Source organism: Rhodanobacteraceae bacterium (assembly GCA_016713135.1).
Classification (GTDB): Bacteria; Pseudomonadota; Gammaproteobacteria; order Xanthomonadales; family SZUA-5; genus JADKFD01.
Map to the genome: position 1 here is coordinate 96171 of JADJPR010000001.1, position 24030 is coordinate 120200.

19 protein-coding genes and 1 tRNA gene are annotated in these 24030 nt (G+C 68.9%); 6 read left to right on the forward strand and 14 right to left on the reverse strand.

Translation table 11 applies throughout. The features are described from left to right. Nucleotides 1-137 precede the first annotated feature (137 nt). Nucleotides 138-1076 carry an EamA family transporter gene (locus IPK27_00320; protein ID MBK8066109.1) on the reverse strand — a complete coding sequence of 313 codons (939 nt, stop codon included), beginning with the start codon at nt 1074-1076 and terminating at the stop codon, nt 138-140. Between the two features lie 224 nt (nt 1077-1300). Between IPK27_00320 and IPK27_00325 the strand changes: the two genes are divergently transcribed. Next, a complete protein-coding gene (locus IPK27_00325) occupies nt 1301-2707 on the forward strand; it encodes a PLP-dependent aminotransferase family protein (protein MBK8066110.1) in 1407 nt (468 codons plus the stop codon). Then, the gene (locus IPK27_00330) at nt 2700-3203 is read left to right on the forward strand and encodes a DNA-deoxyinosine glycosylase (protein ID MBK8066111.1); all 504 of its coding nucleotides are present in this window, start codon (nt 2700-2702) and stop codon (nt 3201-3203) included. Before IPK27_00325 ends, IPK27_00330 begins: the two co-directional genes overlap by 8 nt. A gap of 635 nt (nt 3204-3838) precedes the next feature. Here the strand turns inward: IPK27_00330 and IPK27_00335 are convergent. The 10 genes from IPK27_00335 to IPK27_00380 all read right to left on the reverse strand — a co-directional run bounded on the left by IPK27_00335 (nt 3839) and on the right by IPK27_00380 (nt 16960). Then, on the reverse strand, nt 3839-5563 hold the full coding sequence (locus IPK27_00335; protein ID MBK8066112.1) for a hypothetical protein: 1725 nt from the start codon (nt 5561-5563) through the stop codon (nt 3839-3841). Nucleotides 5564-5827: 264 nt separating this feature from the next. Then, nucleotides 5828-8971: a TonB-dependent receptor gene (locus IPK27_00340; GenBank protein ID MBK8066113.1), complete on the reverse strand. Its 3144-nt coding sequence runs from the start codon at nt 8969-8971 to the stop codon at nt 5828-5830. A gap of 199 nt (nt 8972-9170) precedes the next feature. After that, nucleotides 9171-10313 carry a hypothetical protein gene (locus IPK27_00345; GenBank protein ID MBK8066114.1) on the reverse strand — a complete coding sequence of 381 codons (1143 nt, stop codon included), beginning with the start codon at nt 10311-10313 and terminating at the stop codon, nt 9171-9173. Nucleotides 10314-10374: 61 nt separating this feature from the next. Next, entirely contained in the window at nt 10375-11013 is a 639-nt protein-coding gene (locus tag IPK27_00350) for an energy transducer TonB (GenBank protein ID MBK8066115.1), read from the reverse strand. A 175-nt stretch (nt 11014-11188) separates the two neighbouring features. Further along, a complete protein-coding gene (locus IPK27_00355; protein MBK8066116.1) occupies nt 11189-11605 on the reverse strand; it encodes a biopolymer transporter ExbD in 417 nt (138 codons plus the stop codon). Then, the gene (locus IPK27_00360) at nt 11602-12237 is read right to left on the reverse strand and encodes a MotA/TolQ/ExbB proton channel family protein (protein ID MBK8066117.1); all 636 of its coding nucleotides are present in this window, start codon (nt 12235-12237) and stop codon (nt 11602-11604) included. Before IPK27_00360 ends, IPK27_00355 begins: the two co-directional genes overlap by 4 nt. Before the next feature lie 175 nt (nt 12238-12412). Then, nucleotides 12413-13813 (reverse strand): MotA/TolQ/ExbB proton channel family protein, encoded by a 1401-nt coding sequence (locus IPK27_00365; GenBank protein MBK8066118.1) that lies wholly within the window; start codon nt 13811-13813, stop codon nt 12413-12415. After that, nucleotides 13810-14583: a DUF3450 family protein gene (locus IPK27_00370; protein MBK8066119.1), complete on the reverse strand. Its 774-nt coding sequence runs from the start codon at nt 14581-14583 to the stop codon at nt 13810-13812. The genes IPK27_00365 and IPK27_00370 overlap by 4 nt, the downstream gene beginning before the upstream one ends. A 341-nt stretch (nt 14584-14924) precedes the next feature. After that, nucleotides 14925-15644, reverse strand: a complete 720-nt coding sequence (locus IPK27_00375) for an SH3 domain-containing protein (protein ID MBK8066120.1) — start codon at nt 15642-15644, stop codon at nt 14925-14927. A 2-nt stretch (nt 15645-15646) separates the two neighbouring features. Continuing rightward, on the reverse strand, nt 15647-16960 hold the full coding sequence (locus IPK27_00380; GenBank protein MBK8066121.1) for an autotransporter outer membrane beta-barrel domain-containing protein: 1314 nt from the start codon (nt 16958-16960) through the stop codon (nt 15647-15649). Between the two features lie 219 nt (nt 16961-17179). Between IPK27_00380 and IPK27_00385 the strand changes: the two genes are divergently transcribed. Continuing rightward, a tRNA-Arg gene (locus tag IPK27_00385) sits at nt 17180-17256 on the forward strand. A gap of 287 nt (nt 17257-17543) precedes the next feature. Then, a complete protein-coding gene (locus tag IPK27_00390; protein ID MBK8066122.1) occupies nt 17544-18170 on the forward strand; it encodes a thymidine kinase in 627 nt (208 codons plus the stop codon). A gap of 143 nt (nt 18171-18313) precedes the next feature. Here IPK27_00390 and IPK27_00395 read toward each other — a convergent pair whose 3' ends face one another. The 3 genes from IPK27_00395 to metJ are packed head-to-tail and all read right to left on the reverse strand — an operon-like array spanning nt 18314 to nt 19898. Beyond that, nucleotides 18314-18976 carry a DUF2064 domain-containing protein gene (locus IPK27_00395; GenBank protein MBK8066123.1) on the reverse strand — a complete coding sequence of 221 codons (663 nt, stop codon included), beginning with the start codon at nt 18974-18976 and terminating at the stop codon, nt 18314-18316. Continuing rightward, nucleotides 18973-19632, reverse strand: coding sequence for a glycosyl transferase family 2 (locus IPK27_00400; protein ID MBK8066124.1), 660 nt, complete (start codon nt 19630-19632; stop codon nt 18973-18975). Before IPK27_00400 ends, IPK27_00395 begins: the two co-directional genes overlap by 4 nt. A 26-nt stretch (nt 19633-19658) precedes the next feature. Beyond that, entirely contained in the window at nt 19659-19898 is a 240-nt protein-coding gene (gene metJ / locus IPK27_00405; protein MBK8066125.1) for a met regulon transcriptional regulator MetJ, read from the reverse strand. Between the two features lie 237 nt (nt 19899-20135). Here metJ and IPK27_00410 point away from each other — a divergent pair, with 237 nt between their 5' ends. Next, complete coding sequence (locus IPK27_00410; protein MBK8066126.1) at nt 20136-21455, forward strand: O-acetylhomoserine aminocarboxypropyltransferase/cysteine synthase; 1320 nt, start codon at nt 20136-20138, stop codon at nt 21453-21455. Between the two features lie 329 nt (nt 21456-21784). Continuing rightward, nucleotides 21785-23878 (forward strand): homoserine O-acetyltransferase, encoded by a 2094-nt coding sequence (gene metX, locus IPK27_00415; protein MBK8066127.1) that lies wholly within the window; start codon nt 21785-21787, stop codon nt 23876-23878. Nucleotides 23879-24030 lie beyond the last annotated feature (152 nt).

The window sequence follows — 24030 nt, forward strand, 5'->3', positions numbered from 1 at the left end:
GGGGTGCAGGATGTTGTGGAAGGCTTGACGAGCGGGCGACTGCCAGTAATCGGGCGTAGGGCGGGGTATCGCGCAGCGATTCCCCGCCGGGACCACGCGGCAAGTACCCGGGGAACGCGCTGCGCGCCTACCCCGGGCTACGCGCGCAGGGCGGAGGCCGCGGCCGGCAACGGGCGCGTGCGCGTGCCGCGCGCCGGCCACAGCACCAGGGCCACACCGGCGAGCACCAGCAGGCTGGCGCCGATCGCCGCCGGCGGGATGCGCTCGCCGAGCACCAGCGCGCCGAGCACCATCGCCACCACCGGATTGACCAGCGAATAGGTCGCCACCGCCGGCGTCGAGACCTTGGTCACCAGCCACAGGTAGGCGCTGAACGCGATCACGCTGCCGAACACCGCCATGTACAGCAGGGTCCACACGGTAGTCGCGGTGAAGTCGGCCAGTTCCACCTGCGGCCATTCGCCCGCCACCAGCGCGCACACGGCCTGGCAGGCCGATCCGGCGAGCATCTGCGCGCAGGCGAAGGCGCCGACCTGGCCCGGCTTGACCGCGGCGCGCTGTACCAACGTGCCGATCGACCAGGCGAAAGTGGCGAACAGGATCGAGAGCGTCGGCAGGATCGCGCCGCTGCCATCGAAACTGCGTGTCTGCGAGACGATCAGCACCACCCCGGCCAGTCCGGTGACGCTGCCGGCGAGGTCCTTCAGGCCCGGCTTGCGCCGCGCGAAGGCGAGCGTGTCGAACAGCAGGATCCACAGCGGCAGCGCCGCGACCAGCAGTGCGGCGATGCCCGAGGGCACGGTCTGCTGGCCCCAGATCACGAAGCCGTTGCCGATGCCCGACAGCAGGATGCCGGCGAGGATCGCCTGGCGCCACGGCACCCCGGCCAAGGGCCGCGCGCCTTTCAGCCGCAACAACGCGTACATGATCGTCCCGGCCAGCGCAAAGCGGATCGCCCCGCTGGCAAACGGCGGCAGCGTGCGCAGGATGATCGCGAGGCCCATGTAGGTGGTGCCCCACACCAGGTAGATCGTGGCGAAGGCGGCGACGATCGGCAGCAGTGCTTTTCTGTTCATGGGCGCAGCGTAGAGGCGTGGGACTGTGCTGGTACAGATGCAGTCGGGTGGAGTTTCGTGTGGTACAGTTTGGGGCGTTCAGGTAAGCGGGTTGTGGGTTCTGGGTTGTGGGTTGTGGGCGGCAAGAGCCTGGGTGCCGCTGCTTCTGGACTTTGATCCTGCTGCCCACAACCCACAACCCACAACCCAGAACTCAATCCCTGCAACTCACCTCCCGCCCCAGCATGCCCGCCCCTCTCTACGAATCCCTCGCGGCGCAGCTGCGCGAGCGCATCCACACCGGCGCGCTGGGCGACGGCTCGCGGGTGCCCTCGGTGCGGGCGATGAGCCGCCAGTCCGGGGTCAGTGTGGGCACCGTGGTGCAGGCCTACCAGCAGCTCGAGGCCCAGGGCGTGATCGTGGCGCGGCCGCAGAGTGGCTACTACGTGCGCGCCACGCAGTTGCCGGGGATCGAGCGCCGGCGCAGCCGGGCGACCCCAAAGCCGCGGCCGCCGGCGCGCAACCTGCTGGAGCAGATGCTGCAGCTGTACGCACGCGACGATCTGGTCCCGCTGCATGTCGCCATTCCCTCGCCCGAGCTGTTGCCGACCGCGCGCGTCGCCGCGCTTTCGCGCGATTTGCTCAAGCGCGCGCCGGAGCGCCTGTACGGCTATGTGCAGTCGGCCGGATTGCCGGGGCTGCGCCAGGCGGTCGCCGCCCGGCTGGCGCTGGCCGGGGTCGAGGTGGACGCCGATGACGTGGTGATCACCGCCGGCGCACTGGAGGCGATCACCCTGTCGCTGCAGGCGCTCACGCGCCCCGGCGATGCGGTGCTGGTCGAGAGCCCGACCTACTACGGGCTGTTGCAGGCGATCGCCGCGCGCGGGCTGAAGGTGGTCGAGATCCCGGTGTGCTGCGACGAGGGCCCGGATCTGGAGTGCGCGCTGAAGGCGCTCGCCACCCAGCCGATCCGCGCCGCGGTGCTGATCCCAAGCTTTTCCAATCCCAGCGGCGCGCTGATGCCGCCGGCGGCGCGGCGCACTCTGGCGCAGGCCTGCGCGCGCCATGGCGTGCCGGTGATCGAGGACGATGTCTACGGCGAACTGGCCTTCGACGGCAGCCGCCCGCCGCCGCTGATGAGCCATGACGAGGCCGACAACGTGATCCTGTGCGGCTCGGCGTCGAAGATCATCGGCCCGGGCCTGCGCATGGGCTGGGCGGTCAGCCCGCGCTGGCGTGAGGCGCTGCTGCGCGCCAAGGCCTTCACCTCGATCGCCGCGAACACCCTGGCGCAGCACGTCACCGCCGAGTTGCTCGGCGGCGCCAACCTGGAACGCCCGCTGCGCCGGCTGCGCGGCGAACTGGCCGCCAACGTGGTGCGCTTCCGCGGCTCGATCGCCCGCCACTGGCCGGCCGGCACCTGCGTCTCGCAACCGCGCGGCGGCCTGGTGCTGTGGGTCCGGCTGCCGCAGGGCTTCGATGCCCAGACGCTGTTCGAGCGCGCCAGCGAGGCCGGCATCGGCATCGTCCCCGGCCCGCTGTTCTCCGCCAGCGGCGCCTACCGCGACTGCGTCCGGCTGTCCTGCGCCACCGCCTGGAACGTGCGCGTCGAGCAGGCACTCAAGACCCTGGGCCGGCTGGCGCATGGCTGAGTCGCTGCTGCACAGCTTCCCACCGCTGGTCGCCACCGGCGCGCGCCTGCTGATCCTGGGCAGCATGCCGGGCGCCGCATCGCTCGCCGCGCAGCAGTATTACGCGCATCCGCGCAACGCCTTCTGGCCGATCCTCGCCGCCTGGTGCGGCGTCGCGGCGGATGCGCCCTACAGTGTCCGCGTCGATGCGCTGGCGCGCGCCGGCATCGCGCTGTGGGATGTGCTCGCGCAGTGCCGTCGGCCCGGCAGCCTGGACAGCGCCATCGACCCCCTCAGCGCGCAGCCGAATGCCATCGGCGCGCTGCTCGACGCGCACCCCGGGATCGTGCGCGTGTGCTTCAACGGCGGCGCCGCGGCGGATCTGCATGGGCGCCACGGGCTGCCGGGGCCGCCGCGGGTGGAACTGGTCAGGCTGCCGTCGACCAGCCCGGCACACGCGGGGATGCCGCTGGCGGAGAAATTGCGCCGGTGGCATGGGGCGCTGGCGCTGGGGTGAGGGGCAGTCCTCGCTGTGGGGACTGTGGTTCGGGGTAGTCATGCGCCGCCGGCGGTCTGCTGCGGCCTTCGCACTGGTGAGAGTCCCGGTCGCCCCTGGCCGGTGCGCTTATTCGCGCATCGAACTTCTTCGCGACCCGCGCCACTTTTTTGTCCGCAAAGGACGCAAAGAACGCAAAGGAAGCGAAAGCGGTTTCCGCTCTTCTTTGCGTCCTTCGCGTCCTTTGCGGACAAACTGCTCTTCAGATCAATGAGTTATCGGATGGTTGGTGAGAGTCCCGGTCGCCCCTGGCCGGTGCGCTTATTCGCGCGTCGAACTGGAGGGCACGAGGCCACGAGGGCACGAGGGCACGCAAGAGCCGGTTCGGTGCGAAGGAGCGCCTTTGCGTGCCCTCGTGCCCTCCTGCCCTCGTGCCCTCCGAATTTACCTTCTCTAAATCAATGCTTTGCGACATGTTCGGTGAGAGTGGCTCGGCCCGCGATCCTGTTGCATTTTGCTTCTCGCTTCGCGCCGGCGTGAGCCGCCGCGCGTAGCGCCAGGCACCGCGGGCACGCCTGAAACACAAACGCCAAGGGGCGCGGATTGCTCCGCGCCCCCTGGTTACACCGGATGCCCGGCGGCTGTGGAGCTTGCGATCAGCGGAAGTCGTAGGTCCAACCGGCGGCCCAGTTGGAATCGCCGCTGCGGAAGGCGCCGATATAGTCGGTGGGCTCGAAGAAGGCGTCCACCGCATACGGGGCTACCAGTTGCACCGCGCCCGGCGCCGGGAACGGGGTGGTGCCGCTGAGCGGGCTGGCGCCAGTGCGGTTGCCGTTGCCGGCAGCGAACCAGGCGCTGACCAGGTACGGGTCAGCCGTGTTGTCCTCGAAGTTGGTGGTGTTGCTGAGGTAGATGTCGCGCATGGTGAGGTCGGTGCCGAGCTGGGACGGCGTGCCGGCGACGGTGAAGGTGGCGTTGTCGTTGAAGTTCAGGCCTTCGGCATTGAAGTTGGTGACGATGCCCTTGGTGTAACGGCCGCCCGAACCGCGGCGCAGACGCATGCCTTCGTTGCCCGCGTTGCCGGCGCCGATGATGGTGAAGTTGCTGATCGTCGGGCGCGTGCGCGGGGCGAGGTCGAAGGCGCTCGGGTGGTTGTCGGACTCGATGCCGTTGGAGTCCGAGCCCACCGTGCCGACCGCCGGGACCTGGCGGATATAGGCGTACTGGATACGGCCCTGGTAGCCGAGGTCGAAGTCCAGCGCGTCGTCTTCGATGCCGATCAGCACCAGGTTCTTCGCATCGACAGTGCCGCCAAAGAACTCGATGCCGTCGTCGCGGCCGCCGTAGATCTGCACGTTCTTGACGATCGTGCCGCTGCCGACGCCGAGCATGGTGATCGCGTTCAGCTCTTCGTTCGGGCGCACTTCCTGGCCGGCATAGCGCACCTGCACGTATTCCAGGATGCCGCTGGATTCGGTGTTGTTGCTGCCGCCGAACTGCTGGCTGGCGACCGCCTCGAAGGTGCAGGCGCTGCCATCCTGCGAGGCGTTGCACTGCGCGTTGCCGGCGATCACCAGGCCCGCCCAGGAACCGTTGGTCGGGGTCGGGCCGGTGAAGATGATCGGCGCGAAGGACTGGCCCTGCGCGATCAGCTTGCTGCCCGGCTGCACGGCGAGGTAGGAGAGCGAGGCGCCGCTGCCGGTGATCAGGGTGCCGGGTTCGATGGTCAGCGTGCCCGGGCCGGTGTTGCGGCCTTCACCGACGCGCGTCGGGCCATCGATCAGGTAGGTGGCGGCGTTGGTCAGGCGCACATTGCCGGTGACCGGCGAGTTGATCTTGCAGGTGCGCTCGGCGCCGGCGACGGCCGTCGTGCCGGTCGGGCATGCGCTGAAAGGCTGGGTGTAGACGCAGGTCTGCGGCACCGCGCCCGGGCGATCCAGGGTATAGGTGGTGGCCGGCAGCGTGGTGCCCGCGGCGGGGGTGAAGGTGATCCGCAAGTCGGAACAAGAGTTGAAGGTGACTGCGGCGGTGCCGAGCGCGGCATTGCTCGGCGCGGTGAACGGGCTGCCGAAGCTGCCGCCGGTGAAGCGCAGCACCGGCAGGTTGGTCCACTTGAACTCACCCTCGTTGACCACCGTCTGGGTGGTCACCCACAGCGGGTTGTTGTTGGCGTCGTAGGTGAAGATCGTGATGAACAGCACGCCGGTACCCGGGCCGGTCGGGATGTAGTCGACCATCGCGCCGCGACCGCTCTCGGCAGCGTTGTACCAGGCGCCTTCGAGCGCGTCGTTGACGAGCAGCGCGGCGTTGGCCTGAGCGCCAATGGCCAGTGCGAGCGCACCAGTGAGCAGGGAGCCTTTCAGGCGACGGATAGCGGACATGACAACCTCGATGCGTGTTGCGGTGGGGAGTCCGCGCATCTTGGGAGCCGGGTGTGACGGTTTCTTGACTGTGACAAGAAGGTTCGGTGTCGCGAAGCTGGTGCTGGTATGGGTTGGTGGTGTTGGCATGCGGCCCGGCGCGTGCTCGCGAGACTCGGCTCTGACCAACACCAACAACCAACACCAATACCGTCGCGAAGCAGGCGGCCCGCCGCGTGCATCACGCTCATTCCAACACCAACAACCAACACCAACACCCGCTTCTCACCACTTCCACTCGATGGCCAGATTCAGCTCGCGCCCCTTGCGGTATTCGCGGGTGATGCCGTCGCCCTGGGTGAACTCGACGTTGGGATCGAGCAAATTCTTCGCACGCGCCTTGAGGGTCCAGCCGGCCCACGGCAGCGACTGCTTGTAGACGAAGTCGAGCTGGTCGAAGGGTTCCTCGTAGATGTCCGGCGCGCCATTGGTGCCGACATTGCTGATACGCCTGCCCGAGCGGTTGTACACCAGGCTTGCCTCGCGCCCCGATTCCGGGTTGATGTACCCCAGCTGGAGGTTCACCACGTAGGGCGACTGGCCCTGCAGCGGGCGCTCGCGGGTGGTCTGGATGCTGGCCGCGCTGCCGAGCTCGATGGTTGAGTCGATATAGGCGTAGTTGCCGGAGACGTACCAGTTGTCCCACTGGAAATCCGGCAGCCACTGCGGGTTGGCCCAGCCGACCTCGTTGAGCGCGCCCAGGGTCTTGTAGACGTCGAACTCGACGCCGCGCAGCTCGGCGCTCTCGACGTTCACATAGGTCAGCAGCTCGCCGGTGCCGGGCACCAGCACGCGTTCGATCGGCTGGTCGAACTGCTTGGCGAACAGGCTCGCGGTGAAGCTGTCCGAATCGCTGAAGTAGTACTCCCAGCGGAAGTCGTAATTCTTGATCGCGGTGGCCACCAGATCCGGGTTGCCGATGGTCTCGGTGTCGAGCAGCGGGTCGGTGAACGGCGCCGCGGACAGCTCGCGGAAATCCGGGCGCGACAGGGTCTCGCTGTAGCCCAGGCGGAACTGGTCCTTGTCGCTGCGGATCCAGGTGATGCTGGCCGAAGGCAGGAGGTCGGTGTCCTCGATGCGTGCCTCGGTGATCTCGGCGCCCGGCTGGGTGGGATCCCCGTTGGCGACGAGCTGGAAGTTGTCCTCCTGGCGCGCGCCCAGGGTCAAGCGCCAGTCCTCGCGCCAGACCACGTCGACACTGGCGTAGAGCGCGTCGAGCGACTGTTCGGCGACGTAGAAATCGGTGTCGCGGCCGGTCTGGTCGAACTGGAATCCCGTCGGACCGATGTTCGCGGCACTGAAGATCTGGTTCGGCGGCAGGATCAGCACGGCCTGGTCGCGCGAGCGCGGGCCGACAGCGCGGTAGACGAAGCGCAGGATGCCGGACTCGCGGTCGCGCTTGAGCTGCGAGGCACCCGCGCTCAGGGTCAGCGAACTGTCGTCGCCGAAATGCCACGGCCACTTGAGGTTCAGCGCGTACTCGTCGGCGTTGTCGGTCAGCGTGCTGTAGTCGCTGCTGTTGCTGTCGGCGCGGCTGGAGAACAGGTAGTCGCCCGAGTTGTTGTCCTGGTCGTAGCGGTACTGGCGGTTGGCCGGCGAATCGCGCCCGGCGCGCGCATGCGTCCATTGCCAGTCCAAGGTCAGGTTCGAGGCAGCCGGGAAGATGTGCTCGCCGCTGAACTGCTGGGTGGTCAGCTCGTTCTCGATCCACTCGTTCTGGTAGAAGCGCGAACGGTCGCCGGGATCCTCGGTGTAACCCTCGGAAAAGCGCGCCTCGTCGACGCTCTGGCGCACCAGCACGGTGGTCGACTTGAGTTTGTGGTTCTCGCCGAACTCGACGCCGGCATTGAAGAAACCAGACAGCTCGATGTTCTGCTCGCTGCGCAAACGATCCAGCTCGGCGCCGAGCACCAGCGTGTCTGTGCCCTCGACACGGAAGGTGCGGCGGGTCTCCTCGCTGGTGTCCCAGGCGTTCTGGTAGCGCAGCGAGGACAGGAATCCCACGCGCGCGCCGCCGATCTCCCAGACGTTGCCGAGCGAGGCGCTCAGGCCCGCGCCCGGCGGCAGGGACTCGCTTTTCTGGTCGAAGCCGAGCTGCGCGTACTGCTCGCCGAAGGCCTCGTACTCCGCCGGCGTGACGCCGCCCGGGTTGAAAGTGGTGCGCGGGCGCAGGCGGCCATCCAGCGCGATGCGGTCGCTGATCGCACCCGGCAGCTCGCGGCCGTGGTCGAAGCCGGTCCAGTCCTGCTCATCGCCGCGGTAGGTCAGGCCTTCGGAACCGGTGGTACCGTCGAGGTGGATCCCGGTGAGCTGCACCTTGGCGACGAATCCTTCCGGCACGCCGCGGGTGCGCAACTGGATGGTGCCGCCGCCGAACTCGCCGGGCATGTCGGCGGTGTAGGTCTTCTGGATCACGATGCCCTGCAGGATCTCGGTGGGGAAGAGATCCAGCGGCACCACGCGGCGGGTGGGATCCGGCGAGGGAATCTGCGCGTTGTTGAGCAGAGTCGAGGAGTAGCGCTCGCCGAGGCCGCGCACGTAGACGAACTTGCCATCGACCAGGGTCAGGCCGGTCACGCGGCGCAGCGCGCCGGCGGCATCCGAATCGCCGCTGCGGGAGATCTGTTCCGCGCCGATGATGTCGGACACGGCACTCGAAGTGCGCTTTTCCTCGACGAAGGCCGCCAGCGAGCCTTCGACATAGGGCTCCACGACCACGAAATCCGGCAGTTCCAGTCCTGCCGGCGTCAGCTCGATGTCACGTTTCGCCTTGCCCTTGGCCGGGATCTCGACCGCATCCAGGGTTTGCGAGGCAAAGCTCGGCGCGAGCACCGACACCGAGTAGCTGCCGCCCGGAACCTCGGCGCGGTAGCGGCCCTGCGCATCGGTGATGAGGTCGATCGGCGTGCCGGCGATGTACACCCGCGCGCCGGCGATCGGCTGGCCGTTCTCGGCATTGACGATCACACCTTCGAGCACGCCCGGATCGGCCACGGCGATCTGCTCGGTCAGCGCGCCGCTGGCCGCTGCCGAGCTTTCCACGCTGACATTCGCCTGGCCGTCAGCATCGAAGCTGACGATCAGTTCCGCGATCTCGCCGGCGCTGGTCTTGAGCGGCAGCGTGCGCAGCAACTTGCCGCCGCGCAGGATTTCGAGCCGGTGCTCGCCGGCGTCAAGCTCCAGGCGCAGCGCGCCGTACTCGTTGGGCGATTGCTCCACGCCGTCGACCCGGATGCGCCAGTCGGCGGTGGGGCCGCTCGCGGCGTCGAAGCCATAGACATCGACACTCGCGCGCTGCTGCGCCTGTGCGGCGAGCGCGGTGGTCAGCAGCAGGGCGAGCAGGGTGCAGCGAGGGGGTCGGCAGGTCATGGGGCTGGGGGCGTAGAAGCGGGGCAAGGGGCAGGGGGCAGGGGACCAAGCTCGTCGCCACCGTCAGGCATCAAGCGCGTCGGGGCACTGCAGACTCCGGATTCGACTTTGCGAGGGCGGAGCGGGCGGCAGTCCCCCTGCCCCCTGCCCCTTGCCCCGCTTTTCATGCCACTACTCCGAGGCCCCTTTCCGCTGCTTCTCACGAGCACCGCCAGCGTTCGTCCGCGCAGTCCTGCATCGACTGGCGCAGCTCGGTCGCCTTGCGGAACAACTCGGGTTTGGTCAGCTTCGCGAGGTGGCCTTCGGCGGCGGCGAAATCGCCTTCCTTGAACAGCGCATAAGCCAGCGCGTAGCGCACATCCTCGTCGTCCAGCAGCCGCGTGCGCGTGAGCGCAGCCTGCATGCCGGCGACTTCCGCGGTGCGTCCCAGCTCGATCAGGATGCCGAGGCGTTGTTTCAGCTTGACTGGCTGGTCGGCGATCTCGGCGTTGACCGCCAGCGCGCGGGCGTAAAGCTTGGCGCGGCGGAACAACTCGGCTGCCTCTGGCTTCAGCGCCGGATTGGCCAGCGAGGCTCGGTACATCAGCTCGCCCGCGGCGAGCGGCTGGCCCTTGTCGAGATAAGTGGCGGCAAGCGCCTTGACCACGTTCTCGCTGGCCGGGAACTTGAGCCGTGCGGATTCGAGGAAGGCGAGCGCGGCGTCGAACTGCCGCGCGCGCTTGAGCGCGGTGCCGATCGCCACGTAATCCTCTTCCTTGCCCTCGGCCAGCGCCAGGTAACGCTGCCCGCGCGCGGCGGCCTCCTGGTATAGCCCGAGTTCCATCAGGAAGAACACTTCGCGGCGCAGGAACTGGGTGTTCGTCGGAAACCGCCGGGCGCCATCGGCCAGCACGGCGAAGGCCCGCGAGCGGTCCTTGAGCAGCCAGTGGGCCTGGGCGCGCATCAGGAACACCGGCGGCAGCGTGTCGAAGGCGGCGCCAGCGCGGTCCAGGGTCTTGAGCACGTCGGCATAGCGCTCCAGCCCGAACTGCGCCTGCGCCAGGTAGAGGTAAATGGTCGGTTCGGCCTGGCCCGCGGCGATCGCCGCATCGAAGGCCCTGACCGCCGCCTCCGGCTGCTGCCGGTTCAGCGCGATCAGCCCGCCGAGCGTGTGGTACTTGACCGCATCCAGTTCAGGGTCCGCGGCATCGACCTTGGCGTACTCCACCGCGGCCTTGTCGTAGAGCCCGTCGGAGGCGAGCACGGCGGCGAGTTCGAGGAAGTCGGGGGCGTCGTCGGATGCGAAGGTGGGGGTGGCGAGCAGCAGTGAAAAGTGAAAAGTGAAAAGTGAAACGAGAGCCACGAAATTGCGCGGGGCCGCTTTCCCTTTCACTTTTGACCTTTCACTTTTCACCGTTTCATCCTCAACTCAAGTCAAACCTCACCCGCTGCGTCGCCCACACCCGCACCGCCTGGCCCTGGTACTGCGCGGGCTCGAACTTCCAGGTCTTCACGCCGGCTTCCGCGGCGGCTTCGAACACCCCGGCGGGCGCGGCTTCCAGCACCTTGACGCGCTCGACCTGGCCGGTGGGGCTGATCAGCACCGAGAGCAGCACATAGCCTTCCACGCCCTGCGCCTTGGCGCGCAGCGGGTAGGGAATGGCGGTCTGCAACATCGGCTTGGGCGGCACGTCGACCGAGGAATCGGTCATGACCACGTCCTTGTTGTCGCCGAGCAGGTTGCCGCCAAGCGCAGACAGGTCCTCGGTCTCGTACTGCGGCAGGCCGAAATCGAGGCCCGCGAGCGCCGAGCCCAGGCCCGCGCTCGGCGGCGCCGGTGCGCGTCGCTGCGGGCGCTTGGGCGGCTCGCGCTTTTCCACCTGGCGCGTCGGCTTGGGCTTCTCGCGCTTCTCGGCCGCAATCTGCGCGATCGCCGTGCCGCTTTCCTGCGAGGCCATCACCGCCTTGCGGTTCATCCAGATGATCGAGCCGCCGACCAGCAGCAGACCAAGCGCGGCGCTGGCCAGGCCGGTGGCGAGGCGGCGGGTGCGGGAGGGGATCATGGCGCTGCTACGCCGGTGGGCCCGTCGGACGGGAGTCGAGGGCACGAGGGCACGAGCGCACGAGGGCACGCAGAAGCAGGCCCGAAGCGAGGTCTTGCTCTTGCGTGGCCTCGTGCCCTCGTGCCCTCCTGCCCTCCAGCGCTGTCCGCGCCCATTCGCAACGCCTCGGCGATCATCACCCCTCTCCCGCCTCGACACTGGTCGCCACGCCGATGTCCTCGGCGCCGGCCAGGCGCGCCTGGTCGACGACTTCGACCAGGCGGCCGGAGGGCACCACTTCGTCGGTGACCACCAGCACGCTCTTGGCGGTCATGCCCTTGATCTGGTCGCGGATGCGGCTTTGCAGGGTCCAGATCTGCACCGGTTCGCCATCGACATAGGTCTGGCCCTGCTTGTCGATGTAGACGCGCACGGCCTTGGTCGACGCGACCTGGGTGGCGGTGGCGCCGGGGCGGTCGATGTCGACCTTCATGTCCTTGACGAAGGTGGTGCTGACCATGAAGAAGATCAGCAGGATGAAGGTCATGTCGATCATCGGCGTCAGGTCGACACCGCCCTCGGCGGGCTTTTCGGCGCGGCGGCGGAAGCTCATGCGTGGATCTCCGGGCGCTCGTGCGCCAGCGAGCAGAGGATGTCCTTGATCTGCGCGAGGTCGTGCTGGATCTGGTGCTGGCGACGGTCGAGCAGGCTTTTCAGGATGTAGCCCGGCACCGCGACGACCAGGCCCATCTGGGTGGTGAACAGGGCGATGGCGATGCCGCCGGCGATGCCACCGGTCTGGCTGAACAGGGTCATGTCGCCGAGCGAATTGAAGGTCTCGATCATCCCGGTGACGGTGCCGAGCAGGCCGAGCAGCGGCGCCACCGTGACCACGGTCGACACCGTCGTCGCGTAGCGCTTGATCTCGCTCTCGTAGACCAGGTACGCCTCGTCGAGGCGCTCGCGCAGGTACGGCCGGCGCTCCTGCCACAGTGCGATTCCGGTGGCGACGGCGCTGTCGACGATGCCGCGCGCGCTGCGTTCCTTGCCGCGCAGCGCGTTGTTGATCAGCACGCGCACGCTCTTGGCGGTGCCGCGCTTGAGCGTGCTCCAGCGCCAGCCGATCGCGAACCACAGCACCAGCACGCACAACAGCAGCGGCGGCATCACGTAGCCGCCGTCGCCCAGGTACTCGCCGACCGCGCCGATGGCGCTGCCGACGTCGTTGACGCGGTCACCGATCATCGGAGGACCCCTGGGGGTGGAACCTGGAGGGCACGAGGGCACGAGGGCACGCAACAGCGAGAGCAAGAGCAAGAGCTCGCTCCGGGCTCGCTTCGCGTGCCCTCGTGCCCTCGTGCCTCGTGCCCTCCGGCAGAGCACCCGGCAGCCGCGTCGCGTCGCTGCTCGCATACCCGCCTCAGGCCGCCTTGATCGCGGCGCGCGCGGTTTCGCGGCGCTCCTGGAACATGTTGATGACGCGGATCGCGCCCTGCTCCATGTCGTCCTTGACGCGGTCGGCCCAGCCGGACAGCAGGTTGCCGAGCAGCAGGCAGGGGATCGCGACCAGCAGGCCCTGTTCGGTGGTGACCAGCGCCACCGCGATGCCACCGGCCAGCAGCTTGGGGTCGCTGGTGCCGAACTCGGTGATCACGTCGAAGGTCTGGATCATGCCGGTGACGGTGCCGAGCAGGCCGAGCAACGGCGCGACCGCGGCGATCATCATGATTGCCGAGCCGAAGCGATTGAGCCGGGTGCTCTCGTGCAGGATCGCCTCGGAGATGATGTCTTCCAGGTGTTCGCGTTCGCGGTCGAGGTTGCGCAGCGCGGCGGTGACCACGCGCGCGGCGGAGCCCTTGCGCTGCTTGACCGCGTCGATGGCCTCGTTGATCCGGTGCTGGCGCACCAGCGGCGCGGCGGCCTCGATGGTCGGCTGCACCGCGGCGCCGGCCTGCGACAGGAACAGCGCGCGCAAGCCGGCGAGCACCAGCGCGATGGCGCCCAGGATCAGGATCACATAGCCGATCGGGCCGCCCTTCTGCATCTCGTTCCAGAGCGTCTTTTTCTCCGGCTCGCTGACCGCCGCGGTGGCGTTCTCGAACAGGAACAGCGGCAGGGTTGCCGGCATCTGGCCCTGCGCCAGCGCCTGGGCGACATCCGCCGCAGGCTCGCGCCACAGTTTGAACGCGCCGCCGCCGGCCGGCGCCAGTGCGCCCGAACCCGCATCGCTGACGCCGAACACCGCGACGTTGCCGATGCGCACCAGGGTGCCGCTGACTTCGGTGCCGTCGGCAAGGAAGAACTTGCCGGGCTCGCTGCGCACGCTCGACAACTGGCCGAGCAGGGTCGCGGCGGCGGCGTACATCCGCGCGGTCTTGTCGCCGTCCGCCAGCGCGGCGAACTCCGGCGACTTCATCGTGGGCACGCCATAGCCTTCCAGGGTCGACGACGCCTGCGCGAAGGTGGCTTCGAGCAGGGAGCTGGTCTCCTCGTTGGCGATCGCCTGTTCCTCGGCGAGACCGGCCTGCGACTGCAGTTGCGCGGACTCGTTGTCGAGCGCCAGCACGCGCGATTCGAGCGCGGCGATCTCGCCGTTCAGGGCCCCCTGCTGCTTCTGGGCGGCCGCCTGCATCTGCGCCAGTTGCGCCGCCAGTTCGCGCTTCTGCGCGGACAGGAAGGCGTACTCCTTGCGGTAGGCGGCGTCGACGTCGACTGCCGTGTTGGTTGTCGGTGTTGGTGTTGGTGGTGGAGCAGGAGCGGGAGCCTGGGCGTTTGCGGCGGCGGCGACGAGCGTCGCCGCGAGGGCGAGAATGCGGATCATCGGGCACCTCCGGCGAGGCCATTGGGCAGTTCGAACCAGCCCTGGCGGATCTGCTTGCCGAGGGCATCGAAGTACGCCAGTACCTGCTTCTGCCCGGCTTCATCGGCGAGCGGCTCGAAGCGCCAGTCGCTGCCGCTGCGGCGGGCGATGCCAACGCGGCCGTCGGGTGCGCGGAAGAACAGCATCATCGAACCGACCTTGGCCACATCCACCAGCACCTCGGCGCCGTCCAGCGTGATCGTCTGGCTGTGGATGCCGTTCTCGCGGGTGACCCGGAACTCGTCCTCGTAGGCCGCCCACAGACGGTTGGCAGCGCGCGGCGGCGGCAGCGTGCCGCCTTCGAGCTGGCGCTTCAGGTCGTCCAGTTGCGCCAGTCGTTCCGCCTGCTTGAACGGCAGCCCGGCGGCGATGCGCGCGCGCAGCTCGTCGATCGCCGCCAGCAGCACCGGTTTCAGCGCATCGCCGGCCACCCCGGCGGCGCCCGCCTCGGCCTCGCGCTTGGCCAGGTCCTCGCGCAACTTGCGCGCGTTCAACTCGGCACGCTGCACCTGGGCCTGCAGCTCGGCCTTCTGCGCCGACAGCGCCGCCAGGTTGGTGCGCGCCTCCTGGCGCTGCAGCTCGACCTCGCCGTTGAGCTGCTCGACCTCCGCGCGCAGCTTGATCAGCGATTCCGCCAGCGCGCCGGGCGAATCGGGCGCTTGCGCCGCCGCGCCGAGCGACAGGGACACGCCGGCGACCAGCAGGCGCAGGCGCGGGGTAGGGATAGGCATGGCACACGACCGACAGCGCTTGGATCAAGCGATGCGATCAGTGTAGGAAGCGTCTGTGACCGTGATATTGCAGTGTCATCATCGGGCGCACGGCGGTGCGGGGCTGGCGCGGCGCGGGGCACGCTCCCTGTGGGAGTTCCGGTCGCCCGCCGGTGCGCTTATTCGCGCATCGAACCGTGACTCTCACTCAATCACAGGGTCGTCGTTTCGCACGGGCTGAAAATGTATGAAATTCAACACCTTGGCGCATGTTCGGTGAGAGCCGACTCTGTCGGCGATCTTTCCGCGCCGCCGGAGAAGATCGCCGCTGAAGCCGCTACCGCCAGGCCGGCTGCAAACGCTCAATCCCCGAAGAACTGCAGGTCCTCGAACTGGCGATCCTCGCCATAGGCCGCATCCTCGGTCCAGCCGAGCAGGCCGAAGGGCGTGCGCACCAGGTACCAGTCGCGGCCGTCGATGACCTGCTGCACCACGATCTGCACCCGCTCGCCAGGCGGCACCGCGGCGATCGTCTCGGCGCCGGCGGCCGGCGTCTGCAGCAGCTTCACGGTCTTGCGCGTGTGGGTGTGCACGCCGACGTAGTAGTGCGACTGCGTCACTTCGACGAGCTGGCCTTTCCGGACGGCCCACTTCTCGCGGCCTTCGAAACTGCGGTTGCTGCGCCGGATCACGTAGAGGAAACCGTTGCCTGGCAGCACCAGGTGATCGCCGCCGAACTCGCCGAGTGGTGCCTCGTCGCCCTCGCGCCAGAGTGTGAACGTGGGGTCGCAACTCGGGCCATCGTCGTAGCGGACCTCGTAGCGATCCTGCGAGTTGCGGTCCAGGCGGCCTGCAAGCATCACGCGCCAGCCGCCGGCCGGATGGTCCGGCAGCTCGATGAAGTCGTCGCGTGGCGTCGCCAATGCCGGATCAAAATGCACGCTGACGGGACCGAAGCACTGGCTGGGCGCCGTCTGCACGGACAAGCCCGCGAATCCGACCTCGGGCAGTTGCGGTGCATTGTCGGTGCCGGCGACAGCGGCGGCGGACACGGCCAGCATCCAGGTCAGCACCAGACGCATGTTCAGAACTCCGCGCGCACGCCGAGGTTGTACTCGCGCTGGCGGTACAGGTCCTCGGAGAAGTTCTGGCGGTAGCTGGCGAAACCGGACCAGCCGTTCGCCCACTGCGCGGACAGGCCCAGCGCGGCGCTGCCGTAGCTGTCGTCTTCCTCGTCCGCCTGCATGAAGAAGTCGAGGCGCGAAGCGTTGACCAGGTTCGAACGGTCGCCGGCATAGCGCACCCGTGCGGCGTCCGCGTCGACCCCGGAAACGCTGATCCAGGAGACATCGACGAAGGGCATCCACACGCCGTTGCTGGCGCTGATTGCATGCGCCCAGCGCATGCCCAGGATGCCGCGCGTGAAGTTCTCGTCCAGCGCATCCACTTCCATCGCCCAGCCACCGCCGTTGGCCAGCGGGGCGCGCGAGACCTCGGTGTAGCCATCGCTCTGCGCGTCGACCAGTTCCACGCGCACATAGGGATCGAAGGTGGACGCGCCGCGGTTGAACTGGAACCCGCCGGTCAGCGCCAGCAGGCGCTCGTCGGCATCGAAGGAGGAATCGAAGCGCTGGTCGACCGCCGCTGGGCCCAGGCCATAGGCGATCCGCCGCAGCTGGTCGTGGTCGCGGCGCGTCAGCGAGAGCAGCGAGTCGACATAGAACCCGTTGCCGCCCTGCCAGCCGGCGTACAGGTTCAGCGCCACATCGGTGGTGTCGAGCGAGCCCGAATCGCTGCTGTAGTCCGTCTCGCGCTTGCCGTAGACCACCGCGGCGCCAAGGTGGGTGGAGGCGCTCGTGCGCAGGTCGAATCCAACCGTCAATGCGCGGCCGTCCTGGTCGAAGCCATCCTCGTCTGCGCTGCGGTCGCGCTCGCTGTTGTCCAGGCGCGCGTTCACGTACATCGACCAGTCGCTGGCCATGCCCTCATCGCCCGACAGGTTCAGCGAGACCATCGACGCGTCCGCCTGCATCAGCGCGGCGTATCCCGCTCCCGGCGAGCCCACGGACAGCGGCAGGTTGGCCGCGCGCCCCAGGCCCGAGCGGTCGATCGGAATGGTCACGTTGTCCCCAGTGATCGCCGCGAGCGCGCGCCGGACCACGATATCTGTTCCAGGATTTGCGCCGAAGGCATTGCCGACCAGGGTGTTGCAGTCGTCCTGCAGTCGCGCTGCGAGACGGTTCCCGGGAAAGCACAGCGTGCCGATCGCCCGCGCGTTTTCCAGTTGCGGGCGGCTGGCCGCGAACTGGATCAGCCGCTCCACGGCGGCGTTCTGCGCCTGCGCGGCACTGCCCATGCCCAGCAGCAGCGCGCCGAATAGGATCTTCTTCTGGTTCATCGCGTTTCCTTCGTGAGTCCGGGGGCGGCACGGTCAGGCGCCCGTGCAAGACGTGCAGTGTAAACCGGTGTGATCGCAACGAAGCGAGGGCAGCGCGCAGGCCGTGCCATGCCGGCGCACAAGCGCTGACCTCGCCAGACTGATGGCGTATGCTCCGCGGCCCGGACGCCCATGGGCTTCCGGCAGCGGTGCCTCAAACCCCGTATCATCGCCAACAACGCGCCCGTAGCTCAGCTGGATAGAGTACTGCCCTCCGAAGGCAGTGGTCGGGGGTTCGAATCCCTCCGGGCGCGCCAGTTCACTTGATGGTCTGTGCACCGCCGGCATTGGGCTGCCGAGCAAATCCGTGGGCAAGCGCATCGTCGGTGGCGATGCGAAGCGTCCCTGCGAGCCTGCCGACCAGAGTGTGCAGGACTTCCTCAGGCTGCGCCCCGAGTGAACTTCCCACCGCGGCTCGGCTCGGCCCGCCCCCACTGCGCTCCCTGAGCACCCGCGAGCGCACCTTCGACGCTGCCAGCCGGTTGCACCCGCGACGCCCCGACGTTAGCGTGCGCTCGCGCCCCCAGCTGTCGTCCCGTCCCGCATGGCCAAGCTCTATTTCTACTACTCGGCGATGAACGCCGGAAAGACCACGGTGCTGCTGCAGAGCGCGCACAACTACAACGAGCGCGGCATGCGCACGCGGATCTACACGCCGCGCATCGACGACCGCTTTGGCGTTGGCCAGGTGCGCTCGCGCATCGGGCTGTCCGCCGAGGGGCATGTGTTCGATCGCGACGACAACCTGGTCGAGAAGGTCAGGGCAGACGTCGCCGCGCATGGCCCGCTGCACTGCGTGCTGGTCGACGAGGCCCAGTTCCTGACCAAGGCGCAGGTGTGGCAGCTCACCGACATCGTCGACAAGCTGGACATCCCGGTGCTCGCCTACGGTTTGCGTACGGATTTCCAGGGCGAGTTGTTCGAGGGCAGCCAGTACCTGCTGGCCTGGGCCGACTCGATCAGCGAGATCAAGACCATCTGCCATACCGGACGCAAGGCGACGATGGTGGTCCGGGTGGACGAGCAGGGCCGCGCCCTGACCCAGGGCGCGCAGGTGGAGATCGGCGGCAACGACCGCTATGTGTCGGTCTCGCGCGCCGAGTTCAAGCGCGTGTTCGCCGGCGAGAGCACGATCCCGCTGAAGCAGGGGAATCTGTTCCAGACGGATTGACCGCGGGCGCGCAGCCCGGGGTGCGTGCGCAGCGCGTTCCCCGGGTGCTCGCGGCAAGTTCGCGGCGGTGAATCGTTACGCGATGCACCGCCCAACGCCCCCCTCAGCGTAGCCCGGGAAACGCGCTGCGCGCCCTGTCCGGGCTACGCCGGAAGGAGCAGCTCGCCGGCGAGCGCCCACAACCTGCGTTGTGCCGAGCTGGCTGGCGGTTGCCGCAGCAACGCGTGCAGGTCGTCCAGCGTATCCACGTCCTGCTGCGTCGCGAACGCCGTCAGCGGCAGTTCCGCGCCGACCGCGGCGAGGAAACGCAGCGCGGTGTCCGGTGCGCCATAGGGCACGCCGGACCAGTCGTCGCCAGCGTGGTCCCGGTTGGAACCGTAGAGCACGAAACCGCCGTCGTGCGCAGGCGCGATGACGCGTGCGGGACCGGCCCGCAGCGCGGCGCAGGCGTCGCCGACGACGGTCGAGTCCACCCCCGGCGCATCCGCACCCAGCAACAGCGCGCCGGCGTGCCGCTGGCGCAACTGGTGGTGGATGCCGGCCATGCGTGCGCCGAGGTCGCCCTCGGGCTGTACCAGCACCGGCCAGCCTGGCCAGTGCGACACGCCTTCGGCCTCGGCCACTGCCCAGTAGGGCTGCAGCGAGGCTTGCGCCGCGGCCGCTTCGACGCACTCGACCACGCACTCGACGCACCCGCGATAGACCGCCAGTGCGGCCTCGGCGCCGATCGCCGCCGCCAGCCGGGTCTTGACCGGACTCAGTCCGGGCGTCTTGACGAACACGCCGATGCCGGCCGCCGCGGTCATCCTGTGCGCGACTCCACCCAGGCCTGCTGCCAGGTCCGCCGCTGGTGGCGCCAGGTGGTCGCCAGCCAGCCGCCGTCGCGGTACTTGCGCGCGCTGGTGGTCAGCACGGCCGGGATCCGCACCAGTGGCAGGCCGGCGCGGCGCGCGGCCCACACCAGGGCGTGGTCCTCGCCGTAGCTGCGCGACTCGTCGAAGCCGCCGAGCGCGGCGAAGCGCTCGCGGCGGAGCACCAGACCCTGGTCGCCGAAAGGCAGACCGAACCAGCGGCAACGCATCCGCGTGCCCCATTCGGTCAGGCGCATCAACGCCGGGCCGTCGTCTGCGAAGCGAAGGTCGAAATAGCCCAGCGCGTCGTCCCCGCTGGCCAGGAAATGCGCCAGCCCGGCGAAGGTGCGCCCGTCCGGGCGGCTGTCGGCGTGCACGAACCAGAGCCACTCGGCGCTGGTCAGCGTGGCGCCGGCATTTTGCTGCCGCGCGCGCCCGCGCTGGCAGTCGATCCAGCGGATCGCCGGGTCCTTCGGCCGCGATTGCAAATCGCCCTGGGCGAACACCAGCTGGCGCGGGATCCCCGGCGCCAGCCGCTCGAAGACCGGCAGCAGTTCGCGCCAGCTGCGATCACCGGGGCCGACCGGGATCACTGCGGCTATCGACGGCAGCCGTTTTCCCGGGTCCCGTTCAGCGTTCACTCCGGCCGCGCCAGTTCCTCGTCGGTGGGCAGCGGCTGGCCGGTGTAGGCGTGCAGGAAGGCCTCGGTCAGCAGCTCGGAGATCGTGCCATGACGCAACTTCTTGATCTGACGGCGGGTGCGCTCGTCGGTCAACAGCTTGAGGACATGCACCGGGATGGTCACGGTGATCTTCTTCGTGGCTTCCGCACGCTTGCCACGCTCGATGTACGGATTGACGAACTTGTTCTTGGCCATGACTTCCCTCCGATCGGCGGAAGCCTAGCAGAAGCGTCGGTTTCGGGTGGCGGGTGTCGCATGGCGGCCGCGGCAGCGGCATCCGCCGGGGAACCGGCGCAGCGCTGTCCGACGAGGTCCGCCATCACCCGCCTGCGCCGCTTGACGCCTCGGTCCCGGCTCGCTTACGCTTCCACCACCAGACGTCTAGACGTCTAAACTTCTACACTTCCAGACATCCATAGTACGGGGAACGCCATGAGCCAGGGACCTGCCTACCGCTTCGAGACGCTGCAACTGCACGCCGGCCAGACGCCCGCGCCAGGGACGAATGCGCGCGCGGTACCGATCTACCAGACCACCAGCTACACCTTCGACTCGGCCGAGCACGGGGCGAAGCTGTTTGCGCTGCAGCAGTTCGGCAACATCTACACCCGGATCATGAATCCGACGACCGATGTGTTCGAACAGCGCATTGCGGCGCTGGAAGGCGGGGTGGCCGCGGTGGCGACGGCCTCCGGCCAGGCAGCGCAGTTCCTCGCGATCAGCACCATCGCCCAGGCCGGCGACAACATCGTCTCGACCAGCCTGCTGTACGGCGGCACCTACAACCAGTTCAAGGTCACCCTGCCGCGCCTCGGCATCGGCGTGAAGTTCGTCGAGGGCGACGACCCGGAGGCCTTCCGCAAGCTGATCGACGACAAGACCAAGGCGCTCTACGTCGAGACCATCGGCAACCCGGGCTCCAACGTGCCGGATTTCGAGCGGATCGCGAAGATCGCGCATGAACACGGCATCCCGCTGATCGTCGACAACACCTTCGGCGCCGGCGGCTACCTCGCGCGGCCGATCGACTTCGGCGCGGACATCGTGGTGGCCTCGGCGACCAAGTGGATCGGCGGGCACGGCACCAGCATCGGCGGCGTGATCGTCGATTCGGGCAAGTTCAACTGGGGCAACGGCAAGTTCCCGCTGTTCACCGAGCCTTCGCCGGGCTACCACGGCCTGAAGTTCTGGGAGGTCTTCGGCAGCGACGGCCCCTTCGGCAACATCGCCTTCGCCATCCGCGCGCGGGTGGAAGGCCTGCGCGACCTCGGCCCTTCGCAATCGCCGTTCAACAGCTTCCTGCTGCTGCAGGGGCTGGAGACGCTGTCGCTGCGGGTGGAGCGCCACAACCAGAACGCCAACGCGCTGGCCCACTGGCTGCGCGCGCACCCGCAGGTGGCGAACGTGAACTACCTCGGCTTCACCGAGCACCCCAGCCATTTGCGCGCCAAGAAGTACCTGAAGCACGGCTTCGGCTCGGTGTTCACCTTCGAGGTGCTCGGCGGCAAGGAGGCGGCGGAAGGCTTCATCAACGGCCTCAAGCTGGCCAGCCACCTGGCGAATGTCGGCGACGCCAAGACCCTGGTGATCCAGCCGTCGGCGACCACCCACCAGCAGCTCAGCGAAGCCGAGCAGAAGAGCGCCGGCGTGACCCCGGGGCTGATCCGCGTGTCGGTGGGCATCGAGCACATCGAGGACATCGTGGCCGATTTCGCCCAGGCGTTGGAGGGCGTGGCGCTGGGAGTGGCTTGACGCCGGGAGTTCCGCCTGAATTGTTTGCGGTTCGCGAGTCAAAGGGGAAACGGAAAAAGTCAATGGCGGGAGATTCCGATTGACGATTCACCTTTCTCGTTTGCCCGCCCCCCCCCCCCCCCACGACGCCGGGGCGCCTCGCCCCGAATCGGTTGCGGGTTCGGGGCGGAAACGGAGGGGAACCCCTTTCCTCTTCCATTTTCCTTTCCATTTGACCACTTCACGTAGACCTCCCACATAGTCGCCCCCAACCCACCGCCCACCTCCCCGCCACTCTTCAGCTCCACACGCCCAGCACCCCGCTGCGCCTGGCGCGCGGCGGCGAGCTGATGCGGGCGACGGTGGGCTTCCAGACCTGGGGCACGCTGAATGCGGCGCGCGACAACGTGGTGTGGGTGTGCCACGCGCTGACCGCGTCCAGCGATGTCGAGTCCTGGTGGCCGGGCGCCTTCGGCCCCGGGCGGCTGCTGGATCCCGCGCGCCACTACATCGTCTGCGCGAATGTGCTCGGCGGCTGTTACGGCAGCGCGGGGCCGACCTCGATCGATCCGGCGACCGGCCAGCCGTATGCCGCAAGCTTCCCCGACCTGACCGTGGCCGACCTGGTCGAGCACCAGCGGCTGCTGGCCGATCACCTGGGCATCGCCGGCATCGAGCTGGTGGTCGGCGCGTCGATGGGCGGCTTCCAGGTGCTCGAATGGGCTCGCCGCGACCACCGCGTGCGGCGCATCGCGCTGATCGCGACCAGCTGGCGCCAGCCGCCGCAGGCGCTGGCCCAGGCGCGGCTGCAGTGCGAGTTCATCCGCCGCGATCCCAAGTTCCTGGACGGCAATTACGCGCTCGACGACGGCCCGGTCGAGGGCCTGGCCCTGGCGCGCCAGCTCGGCCACCTGACCTATCGCTCGGCGCATGAACTGGACCAGCGCTTCGGCCGCGCGCAGCGCGAGGACGGGCACTTCCAGGTGCTGTCCTACCTCGACCACCAGGGCCGCAAGCTGGTGCAGCGCTTCGACGCCAACAGCTACCTGCGCCTGACCGAGGCGATGAACCATTACGATTTCGCCGGCCCGGGCCAGACGCCGGAACAGGCGCTGGCGGCGATCGGCGTGCCGGCGCTGGTGATCGCGCTGGACAGCGACCAGCTCTACTACCCGGGCGAACAACACCGCCTGGCGCGCGCGCTGCCGCGCGGACGCGTGATCGACATCGAGACCTTCTACGGCCACGACGGATTCCTGGTCGACGCCGCGCGCATCGACCCGTTGCTGACGGCCTTCCGCGACGAGCCGCTGCCGGAACCGGTGGTCACCCGGCTGGCGCCGGCACCGCGGCCAGCCACGCGCCGCGCGCGTATCCCGACGGTGCTGATCGGCGCCACCGGGCGGGTCGGCAGCGACCTCTTGCACCTGCTGGCGCAGCCGGCGGTGGACCTGCCGTTGCAAGTCGTCGGCGTGGCCAATTCGCGCGCCGCGCTGTGGCAGCCCGATGGCCTGCCGCCGGGCCTCGCTGCCGAGCGCCTGCGCGCGCATGCCAGCGGCAATGCCGAGTGGCTGCTGGACCAGCTGATCGCGCACGAGCGCCCGGCGCTGCTGGTCGATTGCACGGCGAGTGCACAAGTGGCGGCGCAGTCGGCGCGGTTGCTCGAAGCCGGCGTGTCGCTGGTGACCCCGAACAAGATCGCGTTCGCCGCCAGCCAGCGCGAGTACGCGCGGCTGCGCGCGGCGCTGGCGCAGACCCCGGCCGCGTGGTCGGCCACCGTGGGCGCGGGCCTGCCGGTGCTGTCGACCATCCGCCGCCTGCGCGCGGCGGGCGACCGCCTCACCGCCATCGAAGCCACGCTGTCCGGCACGCTCGGCTACCTGCTGACCCGCGTGCAGGACGGCGCCACCCTGCGCCAGGCGCTCGGCGAGGCGGTCGACCAGGGCCTGGCCGAACCCGATCCGCGCATCGACCTCTCCGGCCAGGACGTGCGCCGCAAGCTCACGATCATCCTGCGCGAGGCCGGTCTCGACGTCGAACCCGGCGCGATCCCGCTGGAGCCGCTGCTGCGGCTGCCGGCCGAGCAGCCCTGGGAGGAAGCCGTCGGCGTCCACGAACGCGACTGGCTGGGCCTGGTGGCCGACGCGCGACGCGCGGACTCGCGCTTCGTCTACCGCGCGCGCTGGACCGCGGAGGCCGGCGCCAGCATCGGCCTGGCGCTGGTGCGCGCGGACGATCCGCTGGCCGGCGCCCGCGGCACCGAGAACCGCATCGTGCTGCGCAGCGACTACCAGGGCGACACCCCGATCGTGATCGCCGGCGCCGGTGCCGGCGTACGCATCACCGCCGTCGCGGTGCTCGCCGACATCGCCGCGCTGGCCGAGCAACTGTCGCCCCAGGCGCCCGCGCTGAGCGCCACGCCACGCTTGCGGCGGATTGCCTGAGGCGGGTTTCGACGCGGACCCGCGCAAGTTCTTGCCGGTGAATTGCTGCGCGATACACCGGCCTACGCAATGCCCGCGTCGCCCGGGGTAGGCGCCCCGCGCGTTCCTCGGGTACTGGCCCTGAGTCCCCCGCGCGCCCGAAGTTTCCTACA